Source organism: Coleofasciculus sp. D1-CHI-01 (genome assembly GCF_040218875.1).
Classification (GTDB): domain Bacteria; phylum Cyanobacteriota; class Cyanobacteriia; order Cyanobacteriales; family Coleofasciculaceae; genus Coleofasciculus.
In genome coordinates this window covers 104,315-116,853 of the sequence record NZ_JAVJQP010000058.1, presented here as the reverse complement: position 1 = coordinate 116,853, position 12,539 = coordinate 104,315, and the positions used below count along the sequence as shown (strand labels likewise).

Here is a 12,539-nt window from a genome sequence, read left to right as displayed (position 1 = left end):
GGTCTCCCCCTTTTGAAGGGGGACGGAAGGGGGATCTAAAAGGGGGACGGAAGGGGGATCTAAAAGGGGGACGGAAGGGGGATCAAAAAGGGGGACGGAAGGGGGATCAAAAAGGGGGACGGAAGGGGGATCTAATAGGAGGACAAAAGGGGGATCTAATAGGAGGACAAAAGGGGATCTCTTATTAAGTAAGGGTTTCAACATTAAATTGATACCAATGTTCATGAAGAGTCCCCTACAGATGGTGGTTCTGGATATTAAATTTATCTCTATTGATAGATGAATACCTGACCCAATGTGTAGTAGACAGGGGAAGAAAGCACAAATCTAGCACCAAAGGCTGAATTTGTGCTGGAACAATTGAAAAGAAAGCGAGGGAAACATGGCTGAAGACCAACACAACAGACACGCGCTTGGTGTATTCCCGACTCGTGAAGAAGCGGAAAAAGCGGTACAGGATTTGAAACGGGCAGATTTCCCTGAACAGCAAATTTCTGTCGTTGCTAGAGATGCAGGTAGGAATGAGGAACTTGCTGGTGTTGATGTGGAAAAAGGCAAAGGACATCAAGTCAGTAAAGGTGCTAAAGCAGGTGCGGCGACTGGTGGAATTGGTGGCGTTGTTTTGGGCGCATTGGAAGCCCTAGGTATTACCACTTACGCGGCGTTTCTACTTCCTGGCGCTGGTCAGGTTTTAGCATTTGGTACGGTTGCGGCTAATGCTTTAGCGACAGCCGTTGCTGGCGGTGCGGTTGGTGCAGCCGGTGGGGGTTTAGTTGGAGCTTTAGTCGGTTGGGGTGTTCCTGACGAGCAAGCTAAAGTTTATCACGATTTAGTGTCTAAAGGTGAGTATTTGATTATGGTAGAAGGAACCCCTGATCAAATTGGTTTGGCAGAAGCTATTCTTAGTCCGATGGGAATTCGTGAATGGAAAATTTATGAGGCTCCTCGAAATACTGCTTCTCGCTAGTTAGATGCCAAGAACTCAAGTTCTTGGCTAATAGCTTAAGTCGGTTAAAACCGACTGCAACAATCTAATCGGGTTATACTAAGCGATTTTCTAAGTAGGTTGGTGTAAATAAACTCAATTCTATTAATATTAAGTTATTTTAATATTCCTCAAACCCTACTTAAAGGGTTTCGGGATCGATGTTTAATTCTCGCAATTTTGCGGCGTAGCGTTCCGCCACTTCTTCAGGTGTCGGTACAAGTTTCCCTTCTGGAGTGAAGAAACGCAACTGATTCTGATAAATTCCTAAAAATAAACCAAGCTGCTGACTCCACAATTGTCCTTGAGCGTTCTGTTCGAGGGGTTGATAGTTTCCATCAACTAAATGAAATCCGACAAATTCTAACGTATTTGGATCGAACCAAAAGTAATCGGGGGTACGAAAGGTATCTTGGTAGAGTTTTTTCTTGAATCCTTTGTCTGTATCAGCGGTTTTGGGAGAAAGAATTTCAATAATCACATTCGGATATTTACCATCTTCATCCCAGACTACCCAACTTTTGCGAGTTTTCCGTTCAGTATCTAGCACGACAAAAAAGTCGGGTCCTCGGAAGTGTTCCGATTTGCGTTGGCGGGGACTGTAATAGATGGTGAGATTGCCAGCGACGTAGAAATCATCTCTATCTCGCCATAGCCATTCTAAACTTTTGAGGAGTAAGATAATTTGTCGCAGATGCAGTTCAGTTTCCAAGGGGGGTTCATCACTATAGAGGTCACTTGGAGGAAAGATAACATCTTGTGAGATGTCTGGGGAAGGAGCGAGTTCTTGAATGTGGGACATGGCGCATTAAAGGGAGAACAGCAAATTGCATTTTTATTTATTTTAGCTAGCATTGTTCAACGCAGAACATCTTTGAGCCAATCCACCAAACTTGCACCGCCCAACCAAACGGCAAGTAAAACAGAAATTGAGAGAATTCCGCCCAGTAAACAAATAACTAATCCGCCTAAGCTAATTGCCCCATCATCTTCAATTAAGCCAAAACCTGTGACAAAAATACCGATCGCGGGTAAGGTATTGGTTCCGGGGATGGGAATCATCATCGAGATGGACATTAGCGCGATCGCCACCCCAATTACCACACGACCCGTTAGACTGGTACAGAGATAAGCCAGACGGGGACGTGCGATCGCTTCAATCTTCTTTAACCAAGGAATCCCCCCTTTAACCAGTCCCTGCACTGTTTCCAGTTTCATCCTGCTATTCATGACTTTCTGGGGTAACCAGGGACGTTTGGCTCCAATGATAAGCTGAAAGGCTAAAATCAGCATGATGATGCCAAAGGGGATCGAATAACCCGGTGCTGGAACGGGTAAAGCTGAGGGAAGTGACAGGATAACAAACAAAAACCCAAAAATTCGCTCCCCCGCGAAAGACAGAATATCTGCCAGTTTCACCTGAGGCTGTCGATCTTCTTCAAAAAAATAACGTTGCAGTTCAACCGAAAGTCGAGCCATTTTCCTGAAACCTTCGATAAAAATTGAGAATTTGCTGAATTATATCCCCGATTTCTGGAGATCCCCGACTTCTTCAAGAAGTCGGGGATCTGGTTTTGAGGATCAAGTCAGGCATGATACCACACCCGAAAAATTCCGAACTAGGTTCCTGATGTCCACGAGTTCATATACTCAACTTGCTCAGTGGTTAAGGTATCCAGTGAGATCCCCATTGCCTGCAATTTCAACCGTCCAATTTCCTTATCAATCTCCGTTGGAATGGAATGTAGACCCGGTTCTAGTTTGCCTTTATTCTGCACCAGATATTCACACGCCAAAGCTTGATTGGCAAAACTCATATCCATCACCGCACTGGGGTGTCCTTCGGCGGCAGCTAGGTTAATTAACCGTCCTTCACCCAATACGATAATAGATTTGCCGCCCTTCAGGAAATACTGTTGGGTAAAGTTGCGAACTTGGCGATATTCCGTGGATAACTCTGCCAAGGATTTCAGGTCAATTTCAATATCGAAGTGACCGGAATTACACACCATTGCGCCATCTTTCATCACTTCAAAATGTTCTGGGCGAATGACGTGCTTGTTTCCGGTAACGGTAATAAATACATCACCATGGGAAGCGGCTTCAATCATCGGCATTACCCGGAAACCATCCATGACGGCTTCAATCGCCTTAATCGGGTCAATTTCAGTGACAATCACATTCGCGCCCATACCTCGCGCCCGCATTGCGGCACCTTTGCCACACCAACCATAGCCCGCAATGACAATGGTTTTTCCAGCTAGCAGAATGTTGGTGGCGCGGATAATACCGTCGAGGGTGGATTGTCCGGTACCGTAGCGGTTATCAAAGAAGTGCTTGGTATCAGCGTCATTCACGTTCATCGCGGGGAAGGTGAGAACTCCCTGATTGAACATTGCCTGCAAGCGGACAATTCCGGTGGTGGTTTCCTCGGTGGTACCGATAATATCACCAATCTGGTTTTGCCGTTCCTTCACCAGAGTCGCTGTCACATCACTCCCATCATCAATGATCAGATTGGGTTTGTGATCCAGGGCAATTTGAACGTGGCGGTTGTAGGTGGCGTTATCTTCGCCTTTGATGGCAAAGACAGGAATACCGTAATCGGCGACTAAACTAGCGGCGACATCATCCTGAGTAGACAGGGGATTGCTGGCAATCAGCAGCGAGTCAGCCCCCGCATTTTTCAGCGCGATCGCTAAATGAGCGGTTTCGGTGGTAACGTGGCAGCAAGCAATTAGGCGAATCCCGGCTAGGGGTTTGGTTTGGGCAAAACGTTCCTGTATTTGCCGCAAAACGGGCATTTCCCGTCCCGCCCATTCGATGCGCTGTTTTCCACCAGGCGCTAGGGATATGTCTTTGACTTCGTGTTTGAGCGCAGTAGATGTTGCTGTCATAGATTTGATTGGTTTTATTTAATTTGCATTGTCATCTTACCTAACTTAGCCGATCTCCCATAAGATAAGTTCGGTTATCGCCGGGGAGGGTGGGTTTTGTTGTTCGGTTATCGGTGGGGAGGGCGGGTTTTGTTGTTCGGTTATCGGTGGGGAGGGCGGGTTTTGTTGTTCGGTTATCGGTGAATATCTGAATTTAGTCCCTAAACCCGCCCCTACAATTGTGCCTATGTGCCTAAACCCGCCCCTACAATTGTGCCTAAACCCGCCCCTACAATTGTGCCTAAACCCGCCCCTACAATTGACTTCTTGGTGGCTGGTGAAGGACAGAGGCTTGGGCGGGGGGTAACAAGGGTGGGACAGGTTCTGGGGGTTCCTCTGGTTCTTCTACACATAAATGAAATAGATATTTGATTTGATGGATTAGGTTAGCACCCAGAGAGTTCCTTCAAACTACCTCCTACGATGGAGGATAACTCGAAAAGAGTGATTGTTAATATTTGCTTGTGACTGGCTCGAATACTATAACTTTTTTTGATCAAGAATTTGTATCCGGCTCAAACAAGGTCATATTGCCAGTTTTACAAGCTTTTACCCCTAATTGGCTACTGTTAAATTTTTTTTTAGTCTATATACTGAATTGTTAAGAAAAATAACAAGCAAACAATCAGGATGAGGAAAATGCGAATTTCAGCTTGGACAATTGCCGGATCAATTGCGTTAGCGGGCTGGGTTGTCTCTCCAGTTCAGGCTCAGATACCCGGTTTACCCAATGTGAACATACCGACTCCGAATCCCCTCAAGCAGTCATCAGAGGATACCGTTGATTCGGGTTGTGTTCGACTTGATGGTCGCTGTTTATTCGAGATTGCCGCACCAAAATCCCAGTTCCCCCAACGCATGCAAGAAATTGAACAGCGATTACAGGATATCAGCCGTACTTACTTCAAAAACCAGAACGCTGAATTAGAGATTCGTCAAGAACTAGACCAACAAAGCAATTTACCCGAAATTTACATCTCTCTTCTAGATGAGCAAGACAATCGGTTCAAAGAAGTTCGCTTGATGAGCGTTACCGATCAAGATGCTGATCTCACAGGAGTGCCGATAGAGACTAGAGCCGACGAAATTATCGAACAGCTTGAACAACAACTTCCCCAGGCAAAACAGGAACGACAACCTGATGTTTTGACGGATCGAGTGGGAGTTGCCGTTGGTACTGGCGTAGCCATGATTGTTGCCAGCTTACTCATTTATCGTTGGGAACGCCGCTTAAAACGCTCCAAACAACTGTTAGAGCCTTCCCAATCGAACACCACGCCAATATCCACTCAACTTACCCAAAATCAACAGCGAAATGTCAAAGAAGTTTTACATCGCCTGCTGCAACTGACGCAAGGGGTTATCTGGGTGGGAGGAAGTCTATTCATTTTAAGTCTATTTCCTTACACACGACCCATACAGATCTTAATCCTTGCCAGTTTCCGGATTCCAATTCGCGTGGGTGTTGTTGGCTTGGGGACTTACGTGATCATCCGGCTATCTTATGCCTTAACCGATCGCTTTTCATCTGCGATTGCTAGGAATCATTTATTGACACCAGAAAGCGCCCAGCGATCGCAGTTGCGTGTGTCAACGGTGTCTGGGGTAACCAAAAATATTATCACCTTGAGTTTTAGTGCGATCGGACTTTTAGTGGCGCTAGCGGCAATTGGGATTGACATTGGTCCGCTGTTAGCTGGTGCTGGGATCATCGGTTTAGGCTTGTCTTTGGCATCGCAAAATTTGATCAAAGATGCCATCAATGGCTTCTTCATTCTCCTAGAAGATCAGTATGCCGTTGGTGACGTGATTACCGTGGGAGATGTTGGCGGGTTTGTGGAAATGATTAACCTCCGGATTACTCAGTTGCGGGATGCTGAGGGACGATTAATTACGGTTCCCAACAGTGAAGTTAGAATTGTGGCAAATCTTTCGAGTAATTGGTCACGAGCAGATTTAAATATTCCCGTTACCTATCAAGCCGATGTTGATAAAGCATTGGATTTGGTCAGACAGGTGGCACACGAGATGCTTATGACCCAAATGTGGCGGGAGCGTATCCTGGATGAACCCGACATTTTAGGGGTAGATAATTTTGGCGATCGCGGTTTTATTATTCGCGTGTGGATTAAAACCCAGCCTTTAAAACAATGGGAAGTAGCGCGAGAGTTTCGTCGTCGTCTAAAAGTGGTGTTTGATGAAGCGGGAATCTTGCTTTCAGTGCCTCAGCAAGCGCTCTGGTTTAATAACACGTTACCGATGCAATCGTTGTCGAATGGTCACTCAAATGGTAAGAGTCACCACGACGTTCAGCCAGAGTATGCTGAGATGGAATAGACTATCACTTCAGCAACACAGTTAACGGTCAAAATAAATTCTGCATTCTTAGGAAGACGTAGCATGGCTACGTCTTTTATTTACTGTAAAATCTATTCCACTATTGTAGGGTGCGTTAGCGAAGCGTAACGCACCAAGGGTATTAGCATAAAACTGCTCAGAGCCAAGAGAAATTTAACTCCAAAACTGTATCTCCGACAAGGATCAACCAGGTTTAATCTCTTCCTTGCATCCCGATAAGGGCGGGTTTAGTAAAGTTATCGGTTTGTAGAGAAACGTTATCAGTGAAACCCGCCCCTACACCTCCAATCCCCAAAACCCCTCGTCACTACAGTACAAATGTACTATAATGGAACTATCAAAGATTTTACGCCGTGAACGCCTGACCCCTAAACCATTCAAGACTTTCGCCATGATTAAGCATTACATCCTCAGCATCAACCCCAACGCCGAGTACGAGTGGGAACAACGCATCCTACGCCACCCAATCACCGCAGAACGCCCGGATTTTGCCAGTTTAATCGCCCAAGCCGTGGGGGATGAAGCGGGATCGTACTTAGTGGAGGTGAATATTGAAGTCAACCTTTTAGAGAAAGCCCCAAATCCTCAGCCTCAGAGGAATTCCCTGGATGGAGCCACCAAGACAGTCAAGTCCCAAGCTTCGGAATGGGTGGCGTAGTCAGTTAACTGTCTAGCGGATAACCGGATAAAGGATTGTCCAGATTGATACTTTCATACAGGAAGATTGACGATGAACATGAGTCAGTACCCCGCCGCGATCGCACAAGCCGCTCAAACCGTTAATGATTTGGACTCGCAAATTCAGGCGGTGCAACTTAATATTCATCGCCTAGAAGCCAGTATTGACAAGCAAATTGCCTTCGATTCTGAGTTAAAAAATGACTCACAACGCAAGGCGCGTCGATTTGAGCTACTAGAGGTGAATTTGGAATATCAGCACGCCCTCAACACTGTAATGCGGCTAACCAATCAAAAGGCGAACGCTGTGGCTAATTTGGAATACTTGCGGAATCAGTTCAGTGTTGCCAAACTGGAAGCTCGACTGGCAATCGCCCGCCAGCTTAATGGTTCAGATATTGGTGATCTGTTGCTGGGCGTGTAATAGCCGAAATACGTGAGCAGCTTTGTCGGTAGAGAAGCTGAGGGAGATGTTTACTGTTCAGTGATTTCTGCCTTATTGCCTTAGTAGGGGACTCTTGATGAAGGGTTCCCTACTGATGGTAGTTCAACGGTGCAATAGACGAAAATAGTTATAGTTGCAAAACCCTGTTCCAGGCTGGGTAAGTTGCCCAAAATAAACTATGACTATTGTGACCTCTCAAGAAATTGCCCGATTCCGCTCTCAGCTTTCCCATAACCCCGAAGCGATGCAAGCGCTTGATGCGATTGAGGATTGCGAGGGGGATTTAGAAGACGCCGCGATCGCACTCGCGATTCGAGCCGGACAACAGCCCCAAAGTGACAATGCTCGATGGTTAGACGATTTAGCCAAAAAATGCCGTGCGGTTATTTGTAAGCCGGAATTTCGCCAAGATTTGCTCAATGGCTCTTATTCTCAGGTGATTGAATACTTAGCCGGGACACCCCTACTTCCGGCGATTCTAGCAACACCAGTCCTGATGTCGGCTCTCAGCCAAGGCGTGACTAACTTTTGCGAACCGATTGATGCTCACTTTGAACAGGTTTATGGCGATCGCTCTCCTTAATTCGGTGCATCCCAATGCCAGTCAACGCAACGCCAGTGCATCAGTCAGGGGAAGAAGGAAGCCAGTTCTGTGATATCGCGATCGCACCAGGTCACTTTAAAATCACTAGAACACTGTGAGCTAGACCAATACTCCCCCATTTTACAGTCGGTAGTATAAAGGCGTTGCACTAGACTAGACGACCCACGACCTCCAGTGGGTCTTTTTCTGTTCGTTCATAGTTACGCTTGTAGTTGCGCTGTCTTCGCCGGTTCATAATTGCGCGGTCTTTTCCATAAACCGCCCTATTCCTTTTATTTCTTCTCAACCTGTTGTATCACAGCTAGCATAACTAGCGACAGATATTCCGATTCAGGCAGAAGCATTTTTGCCAGCCACTTCAATAATCTACTAATTCAATTCATTGAGCATCAAGTTGACCCAAATAAGATTCAAGTTGCCGCCACAACGCACTCGCCCCAATTACTTAGACTTTTCAACAATAGCCAATTGTAAGCAGATTTACAGTTGTGGCAATAGTCATTAAGTCGCTATCGGTAAATCCGCGATCGTTTGGGAGAATCGATGTAATTTGTCTTATGGAGTAACAAATTTTATAATAGATCAAGCTGATGAGCATAAATGTGTGATTTTATGAGAACTATGATATTGGATGAATTTACTCAATTAACGGCGAAACAGGAAAAATGTCCTTCTCAATTACCCAAAGCATTGCAAGCGTTGTGGTATGACAAAAGAGGGGATTGGCACCGAGCGCATGATATCGTGCAGAATGCCAGCGATAGTGATAGTGCATGGGTTCATGCTTATCTTCATCGCGAAGAAGGTGACTTAAGCAACGCCCGTTATTGGTACAGACGCAGTGGACAGTCACAATTTAACGGTGAATTGAGCCAAGAATGGGAATTCATCGCGTCTAATCTGTTGGATAAAGTCAACGCCTAAATTCTAGGGCTGGGTTTAACCACTGTAGGGGCGGGTTTAGCCATTCAATTCAGATATTTACCGATAAATGCACAACAAAACCCGCCCTGATTCAGGTTCGTACTAAGAGCTTTAGCTCTTAATCCTGTTGGGTTTTCTTGACAGCTTACTTCTTTCACCCTCAAGACATCATTTGGCATAAACTTAATTCACTGTTTTTGCCCAATACCTCAAACCTCTATAATTGCATTTTCATTTGAGAGGTAAACAATCAACCCAAAGAGCCAACGTGATCCCCTCCAGTCTTCACACCCTTCAACCGAAAGCTGAAAGCCTCATTCTACCATCGCTCTCTGTCTCCTGATGGGTACAAACCAGCTTAAGTTGACACCAATGGGCAATGCCGTGTCCCTACAATAGGTTGCTTGCGCCTGATTTAACCGTCAAATCTATGCCACTATTTTAGCTGTGCCACGCCAGATTAAAAGTTTTTAGCGGTGTGAGTAATCGGATCAAACTCAAATCGTTGCTGATACTCCGTTTTTCCATAAAGATTAAATGTAATCGTCGGTTCCTCTCCCATCACTTCTACATGGTGAATCGCATCAGGCATAAAGCTGATAATATCGCCAGGAACCAGAATCTGTTCACCTACCTTTTCGATGCGATCGGGAAATTCTGAATCCATAGTCCGTCGCCAAAATGTATTTTTTTCTTCACCACTAATTAACGCTACCACTCCCCACGCCGCATGATTGTGAATCGGAGAGACTCGTCCGGGTAACCAAACCACCGTCTGCACGGTTAAGGAGAACTCTGGTTCATCATACAGCATCAAGACAGACCACCCTGTATCGGGATTAGGTTCGCGATATTCCCCCTGTAACCAGTAGGAACTCGTCAGTAAACGGCGGACTAACGGGCGAATTTTTTCTAGGCGTTGGCGATCATCTTTGGTGGATTCGAGAATATCTTCTACATCGGTGAGAAATCGATAAAGTCGATAATAGCCTGTAGATGTTTCACTCTCTTGGAGATTACAGGCTAGACAGTCTCCATTCTCTGTTACTAACCAATCACTACTTTCCATCATTTATTTTATAACTAGAGTATAATCAGGGGCAATTTTTTATCAGGTTTCGCCATACCGTCAATTTTGACAAATTAATTTAGGGAGAATCTGAGTTTTTCCTGAGAAAATCTCGGTTTATCCTGAACCTCCCTCATCCAACCAGCAATCTTTGAGCACAGTCTCAGCGAATCCCAAGCTGTTTTTAAGGATAATTTAAGTTTCTTAGGGTTAAGTATTGCCTAAGCCCCGGCAGACTTCCGGGCGATGACGTACCAATCCTTGTATCATAGAAGCCAGAAGAGAATGAAAGTTAACTACATTGCGACACTCACCATTGCCTCTATTCTAGGTCTGGGGCTAGCAACGGGCTGTGGTAATCCCTGTGCTGCTAAACCTGGTCCTGAAGGCGGGACTGAAACTCAAGCGAATCCCTGTGCGGGTAAAGAGAACCCTTGTGCGGGTAAGGCTAATCCTTGTGCGGCGAAAGAAAACCCCTGCGCGGGTAAAGCGAATCCTTGTGCCGCGAAAGAGAATCCTTGTGCAGGTAAAGCGAATCCTTGTGCCGCGAAAGAAAATCCCTGCGCGGGTAAGACGAATTAATCAGCATTTAGATTGACGACTTCCGTTACGCTTGCTTTACTATTGAACCACCATCTCTAGGGGTACGACATGTCGTACCCCTACTCTTTTTAGAATTGCCTGTTGCCTATTCCTTAACATCCATCCTGTTACATTTGAAGTGAAGCATGGGGAATATAAGTAGTCGGACAAAAGAAAACAGCACTGTAATAGTTTTGTAAACAAGCCTCAAACCCTTACATAAACGTAGCTTGCTTCTCAAGGGTAGCGACTATGACGAATGACGTAGCTTGCTTCTCACGAAGCGAGTTCTTCACCGTTCACGTTAATTATGTCCACCTACTTAGCGATACACGCCTGTGGACGCAACACCGACTTGTGAGTGTTCATACACATCTATTTGTTGTGTATGAATGAGTATAGATAATTGAGATAAGAATTAAATTAAACATTGTTTCTGGTTGTTCAATAGGACAGCATAACCGCTGTTAATTTAGGCTAATACCAGAATGGATTATCTCCCTCAAAACTCATGAAAACCCTAACAAAGTGGATAGCAATAGGCACACTCGAACTTATCTTCTGTTTTTGGATTTTAGGTAATGCCGCAAATCTAGTTAGTTCTCCCAGTGACCAAAAAGTTTGGTTAGGCGTCAGTTATTACGTCGTCGGATTACTCGTTGTACCGGGAGTTTCTGTCAGTCATGTCGCCGCAAGACTTCATAATGCTCAAGTTCGACACAAGCAGATAAAAGAAGCTTTCCCCAATTGTGATGTTTCCTTGGTTGAACTTTTGGATGTCAACTGAAGAAATTATCACTTTTATCTCGTCATCAGTTTTACGATATGTAGAGCCACATTGAATGGCATGATTTAACCAAAATTTTGTCCTGTAATTTCCCAAAAATTGTGCATAATTTAATTTGCACTTTAGACAGGTTTATTCACCCCTTAAAGACCATGAAAAATATACCTCGTCGTTTCTTTAAACTTACTGGAATAACGGCTGCTTTAGCAATTATTGCATCGGGTTGTGGTACGGTTCCTGGAAGCAGTGTTAAGCGGATACCTGCTGGCTATGTCGGACTAAAAGTTGAGCTTTATGGTGAAAATCGTGGCGTCCAAAATGCAACGATTAGTACAGGAAAGGTTTGGTATAATGGCTACACTGAAGAAATCGTCGTTTTTCCAGACCACGTTCAGTATTATATCTTAACGGCTTCAACGGAAGAAGGCTCTCCAGTTGATGAAAGCATCAGCTTTGGTGTCGGTGGTACAACGGTTAATGCGGATGTCTCCCTGTCGTATTTTTTCAACACCCAGAAAATTAAAGACTTTTACGGGAAGTATCTGAAAGATCCGGAACAGTTTAAAGCCACTTTAGTTCGCAGCGAAACCCGTAATTGCTTTAACCAGTCAGCTACTGGCTTGAAACCTGAAGAAATTGTGGGAAACAAGCAGGCACAATTACTCAAAGATGTCCAAACTTGCTTGAACAATAAATTTGGTGCTGTTGGCGTTACGTTTGATTCCGTCGGGTTTGTCAGTAAGCCTCGATTTGACGAGTCCATTGAAGCCCAAATAACCGCTCGTTTCCAAGCTGAACAGCAAGCCGTAGCTGCTAAAGCACAGCTTGAAGTCGCCGAAGCCGAATCTAAGCGGAAAATTGCTGAAGCAAGGGGAGAAGCTGAAGCTTCTCGGATTAAAGCTTCAACCGTTTCACCGTTAACGATTCGTTTGCGAGAGTTGGAATTGCAAGAGGAAATGATTAAGAAATGGGATGGGATTTTACCCACGTATTTAGGTGGAACTGCACCATTTCCTTCCTTTGATCCGAATGCGGGTCATTCGCTACCGTCGGCGAGTACAGCGAAGAAGTAATTCGTCATTTGTCCTTTGTCATTTGTCTAAGAGTTTGATGCCCATGGAAAAACTCCACAAGTGATAAAGGGAGTTACTTAAGCGGATTTGGTATTAGA

General features: G+C 45.1%; 13 protein-coding genes. 9 read left to right on the top strand and 4 right to left on the bottom strand.

All coding sequences use genetic code 11. The features are described 5' to 3' along the window. Nucleotides 1–382 precede the first annotated feature (382 nt). Nucleotides 383–967, top strand: coding sequence for a general stress protein (locus tag RIB93_RS11755; protein ID WP_446372952.1), 585 nt, complete (start codon nucleotides 383–385; stop codon nucleotides 965–967). 160 nt (nucleotides 968–1,127) lie between these two features. Here RIB93_RS11755 and RIB93_RS11750 read toward each other — a convergent pair whose 3' ends face one another. From RIB93_RS11750 to ahcY, 3 genes are all read right to left on the bottom strand, one after another. Beyond that, on the bottom strand, nucleotides 1,128–1,787 hold the full coding sequence (locus RIB93_RS11750) for a Uma2 family endonuclease (protein WP_446372951.1): 660 nt from the start codon (nucleotides 1,785–1,787) through the stop codon (nucleotides 1,128–1,130). Nucleotides 1,788–1,843: 56 nt separating this feature from the next. After that, nucleotides 1,844–2,464: an exopolysaccharide biosynthesis protein gene (locus RIB93_RS11745; RefSeq protein ID WP_446372950.1), complete on the bottom strand. Its 621-nt coding sequence runs from the start codon at nucleotides 2,462–2,464 to the stop codon at nucleotides 1,844–1,846. Between the two features lie 140 nt (nucleotides 2,465–2,604). Continuing rightward, entirely contained in the window at nucleotides 2,605–3,882 is a 1,278-nt protein-coding gene (gene ahcY, locus RIB93_RS11740; protein WP_446372949.1) for an adenosylhomocysteinase, read from the bottom strand. A gap of 678 nt (nucleotides 3,883–4,560) precedes the next feature. On the opposite strand from ahcY, the gene RIB93_RS11735 reads away from it, so the two are divergent. From RIB93_RS11735 to RIB93_RS11715, 5 genes are all read left to right on the top strand, one after another. Further along, nucleotides 4,561–6,258 (top strand): mechanosensitive ion channel family protein, encoded by a 1,698-nt coding sequence (locus RIB93_RS11735; protein ID WP_446372948.1) that lies wholly within the window; start codon nucleotides 4,561–4,563, stop codon nucleotides 6,256–6,258. A 412-nt stretch (nucleotides 6,259–6,670) separates the two neighbouring features. Next, nucleotides 6,671–6,937 carry a hypothetical protein gene (locus RIB93_RS11730; RefSeq protein ID WP_446372960.1) on the top strand — a complete coding sequence of 89 codons (267 nt, stop codon included), beginning with the start codon at nucleotides 6,671–6,673 and terminating at the stop codon, nucleotides 6,935–6,937. 72 nt (nucleotides 6,938–7,009) lie between these two features. Then, nucleotides 7,010–7,381: a hypothetical protein gene (locus RIB93_RS11725; RefSeq protein ID WP_006101408.1), complete on the top strand. Its 372-nt coding sequence runs from the start codon at nucleotides 7,010–7,012 to the stop codon at nucleotides 7,379–7,381. Nucleotides 7,382–7,580: 199 nt separating this feature from the next. After that, nucleotides 7,581–7,985, top strand: coding sequence for a hypothetical protein (locus RIB93_RS11720; RefSeq protein ID WP_446372947.1), 405 nt, complete (start codon nucleotides 7,581–7,583; stop codon nucleotides 7,983–7,985). Nucleotides 7,986–8,627: 642 nt separating this feature from the next. Continuing rightward, entirely contained in the window at nucleotides 8,628–8,930 is a 303-nt protein-coding gene (locus RIB93_RS11715) for a hypothetical protein (RefSeq protein WP_446372959.1), read from the top strand. A gap of 460 nt (nucleotides 8,931–9,390) precedes the next feature. On the opposite strand, the gene RIB93_RS11710 is transcribed toward RIB93_RS11715, so the two are convergent. After that, nucleotides 9,391–9,999, bottom strand: coding sequence for a cupin (locus RIB93_RS11710; RefSeq protein WP_446372958.1), 609 nt, complete (start codon nucleotides 9,997–9,999; stop codon nucleotides 9,391–9,393). A gap of 285 nt (nucleotides 10,000–10,284) precedes the next feature. On the opposite strand from RIB93_RS11710, the gene RIB93_RS11705 reads away from it, so the two are divergent. The 3 genes from RIB93_RS11705 (at nucleotide 10,285) to RIB93_RS11695 (ending at nucleotide 12,441) form a co-directional block, all read left to right on the top strand. Next, nucleotides 10,285–10,581 carry a hypothetical protein gene (locus tag RIB93_RS11705; RefSeq protein WP_446372946.1) on the top strand — a complete coding sequence of 99 codons (297 nt, stop codon included), beginning with the start codon at nucleotides 10,285–10,287 and terminating at the stop codon, nucleotides 10,579–10,581. A 511-nt stretch (nucleotides 10,582–11,092) separates the two neighbouring features. Further along, entirely contained in the window at nucleotides 11,093–11,368 is a 276-nt protein-coding gene (locus RIB93_RS11700; protein ID WP_446372945.1) for a hypothetical protein, read from the top strand. Between the two features lie 152 nt (nucleotides 11,369–11,520). After that, nucleotides 11,521–12,441 carry an SPFH domain-containing protein gene (locus tag RIB93_RS11695; protein WP_446372944.1) on the top strand — a complete coding sequence of 307 codons (921 nt, stop codon included), beginning with the start codon at nucleotides 11,521–11,523 and terminating at the stop codon, nucleotides 12,439–12,441. Nucleotides 12,442–12,539: the final 98 nt, after the last annotated feature.

Coding starts and splice junctions, on each gene's coding strand:
- RIB93_RS11755 (WP_446372952.1), top strand. CDS start 383: ATGGCTGAAGACCAACACAACAGACACGCGCTTGGTGTATTCCCGACT.
- RIB93_RS11750 (WP_446372951.1), bottom strand. CDS start 1,787: ATGTCCCACATTCAAGAACTCGCTCCTTCCCCAGACATCTCACAAGAT.
- RIB93_RS11745 (WP_446372950.1), bottom strand. CDS start 2,464: ATGGCTCGACTTTCGGTTGAACTGCAACGTTATTTTTTTGAAGAAGAT.
- ahcY (WP_446372949.1), bottom strand. CDS start 3,882: ATGACAGCAACATCTACTGCGCTCAAACACGAAGTCAAAGACATATCC.
- RIB93_RS11735 (WP_446372948.1), top strand. CDS start 4,561: ATGCGAATTTCAGCTTGGACAATTGCCGGATCAATTGCGTTAGCGGGC.
- RIB93_RS11730 (WP_446372960.1), top strand. CDS start 6,671: ATGATTAAGCATTACATCCTCAGCATCAACCCCAACGCCGAGTACGAG.
- RIB93_RS11725 (WP_006101408.1), top strand. CDS start 7,010: ATGAACATGAGTCAGTACCCCGCCGCGATCGCACAAGCCGCTCAAACC.
- RIB93_RS11720 (WP_446372947.1), top strand. CDS start 7,581: ATGACTATTGTGACCTCTCAAGAAATTGCCCGATTCCGCTCTCAGCTT.
- RIB93_RS11715 (WP_446372959.1), top strand. CDS start 8,628: ATGATATTGGATGAATTTACTCAATTAACGGCGAAACAGGAAAAATGT.
- RIB93_RS11710 (WP_446372958.1), bottom strand. CDS start 9,999: ATGGAAAGTAGTGATTGGTTAGTAACAGAGAATGGAGACTGTCTAGCC.
- RIB93_RS11705 (WP_446372946.1), top strand. CDS start 10,285: ATGAAAGTTAACTACATTGCGACACTCACCATTGCCTCTATTCTAGGT.
- RIB93_RS11700 (WP_446372945.1), top strand. CDS start 11,093: ATGAAAACCCTAACAAAGTGGATAGCAATAGGCACACTCGAACTTATC.
- RIB93_RS11695 (WP_446372944.1), top strand. CDS start 11,521: ATGAAAAATATACCTCGTCGTTTCTTTAAACTTACTGGAATAACGGCT.